Raw genomic sequence first — 1970 nt, 5'->3', positions numbered from 1 at the left:
TGTTCTTCTGGATCATCGTGTTGTCCTTCCTGGTTCCCGTGGCGATGCGCCTCTACCGCAGGTCTGCCCGCGGCCGGAACCAGGGCACGCCGGGACAGTTCGGCCGGTTCCCGGGCAGCCAGAACAACCCCGGCCAGGGTAACCAGCCGCGTGATGGCTACACCCAGCAGGACTACTTCGGCGGCTTTGGCCAGCTGGGCGCCCCGAAGCAGTCGGGTCCGGCCAACGAGCCGTATCCCAACCCGCAATACCCCAGCCCGGAGTATCCCAGCGCGGAGTACCCGAACCCGCAGAACCCCAGTCCCCGGTTTCCGGACCAGCCGTTCCCGAACCAGCCGTACCCCGGCCAGCAGTACCCGAACCCGGTCGGCTACCAGTCCCCCGTCCCGTACGAGGACAGCCCCGAGTACCTGAACAACCCGCCGCAACCGCAACGGCCGCAGGCATCGCAAACTCCCCCGGCGCCGGGCGCGGGACAGGCGCAGGCGCCGCAGTCTCCGCCGCCGTCGGCCGGGCAGGGCTACCGGGCCCGCAAGCTGGCCGAGCTCGACCAGCAGTACACCGACGGCAAGCTGTCCATGGAGGACTACATGGCCCAGCGCGCGGAAATCATGAAGGGCTAGGACCCTGCTGGGCCGGCGAACTCGACGTCGGCCGCGTTGACGGTTCCCGCCGTCCGCCCCGGCGCCTTGTGGTACTGCCAGTACAGATTGGTGTGCGCGACCACCAGAGCCGGGGGCGGGGCGCCGTACTCGGTCAGGTCCTCGGTGGTGTGGGCGTCGGCGACCAGCGTGACGTCGTAGCCGCGGGTGATCGCCCCGTGCAGGGTCGAGCGGATGCACTCGTCGGTCTGCGCACCGGCCAGGAAGAAGCGCCCTATGCCGCGCCCGGCCAGCACGGATTCGAGGTCGGTGGCCTCGAAGGCGTCGCTGTACTCCTTGGCCACGAGCGGCTCCGAGCTGCGGCGTGCGAGCTCCGGCACGTACTGCCAGCCGTCGCTGCCGCGCGGGAGTTCCTCACCGCTGTGCTGCACCCAGACGACGTCCACCCCGGCGTCGCGGGCCTTGTCCACGAGCGCGGCGATTGTTGCGATGACGTCGTCGCGGCGGTATGCCTCGGCGACGACGCCGATCTGCATATCGACGACGAGCAATGCCGTGTTGGGACGGTTGACGAGCGTGGTCACAATGCCTCCTGCATTCCCGGTGTCTGCCCACTCTAATCCCGAGGCAGCAAACAACGCGGGGTCACTTGCGGCCCATGATCCGGTGCCGGATGGGCGATAAGTGACCCCGCGTTGCTTTTGTTGGGGGTTGCGGCGTCAGTCGACCTGGGGGAAGCCGAGGTCGATCACCGAGGTGGACGGGTCCGGCCAGCGGGTGGTGACCACCTTGCCTCGGGTGTAGAAGCGGATGCTTTCCGGGCCGTACATGTGGGTGTCGCCGAACAGCGAATTCTTCCAGCCGCCGAAGGAGAAGGTGCCGACCGGCACCGGGATGGGCACGTTGACGCCCACCATGCCGGCCTCGACGTCGAACTCGAACTGGCGGGCGGCGCCGCCGTCGCGGGTGAAGATGGCCACGCCGTTGCCGAACTCGTTGTCGTTGACCAGCTTCACGGCGTCGGCGTAGGTCTCGACGCGGACCACGGAGAGGACGGGCCCGAAGATCTCGTCGTCGTAGACCTTCATTCCGGGCTTGACGTGGTCGATCAGGCTGACGCCGATGAAGAAGCCGTTGGAGTCGAATTCGTGTTCGCGGCCGTCCACCACCACGGTGGCGCCCTCGTTGGCCGCGCCGTCAACGTAGGAGGCCACCTTGTCGCGGTGCTCGGCCGTGATGAGCGGACCCATCTGGGAGGCCGGGTCCGTGCCCGGGCCGATCGTGAGGGCAGCCATGCGGGTGCTGATCGCCTCCACGAGGTCGTCGGCGATGCTGCCGACCGCGACGAGGACGCTGACTGCCATGCAG

3 protein-coding genes are annotated in these 1970 nt (G+C 68.4%); 1 reads left to right on the top strand and 2 read right to left on the bottom strand.

Annotated elements, in window-relative coordinates; all coding sequences use genetic code 11:
- On the top strand, positions 1-623 hold a 623-nt coding region (locus tag LQV45_RS28585), incomplete at its 5' end, for a hypothetical protein (RefSeq protein ID WP_230010344.1).
- Here LQV45_RS28585 and LQV45_RS28580 read toward each other — a convergent pair.
- Both LQV45_RS28580 and LQV45_RS28575 read right to left on the bottom strand, forming a co-directional pair.
- Positions 620-1186, bottom strand: coding sequence for an isochorismatase family protein (locus tag LQV45_RS28580; protein ID WP_230010343.1), 567 nt, complete (start codon positions 1184-1186; stop codon positions 620-622). The two genes, LQV45_RS28585 and LQV45_RS28580, sit on opposite strands and share 4 nt — an antisense overlap.
- A gap of 135 nt (positions 1187-1321) precedes the next feature.
- A partial coding sequence (locus tag LQV45_RS28575; RefSeq protein WP_230010340.1) for an aldehyde dehydrogenase family protein occupies positions 1322-1970 on the bottom strand: 649 nt, incomplete at its 5' end.

It is taken from the genome of Microbacterium sp. Bi128 (assembly GCF_918698205.1).
Note: the sequence above shows the minus strand (reverse complement) of the source record. Positions and strands in the feature narration are given on the sequence as shown.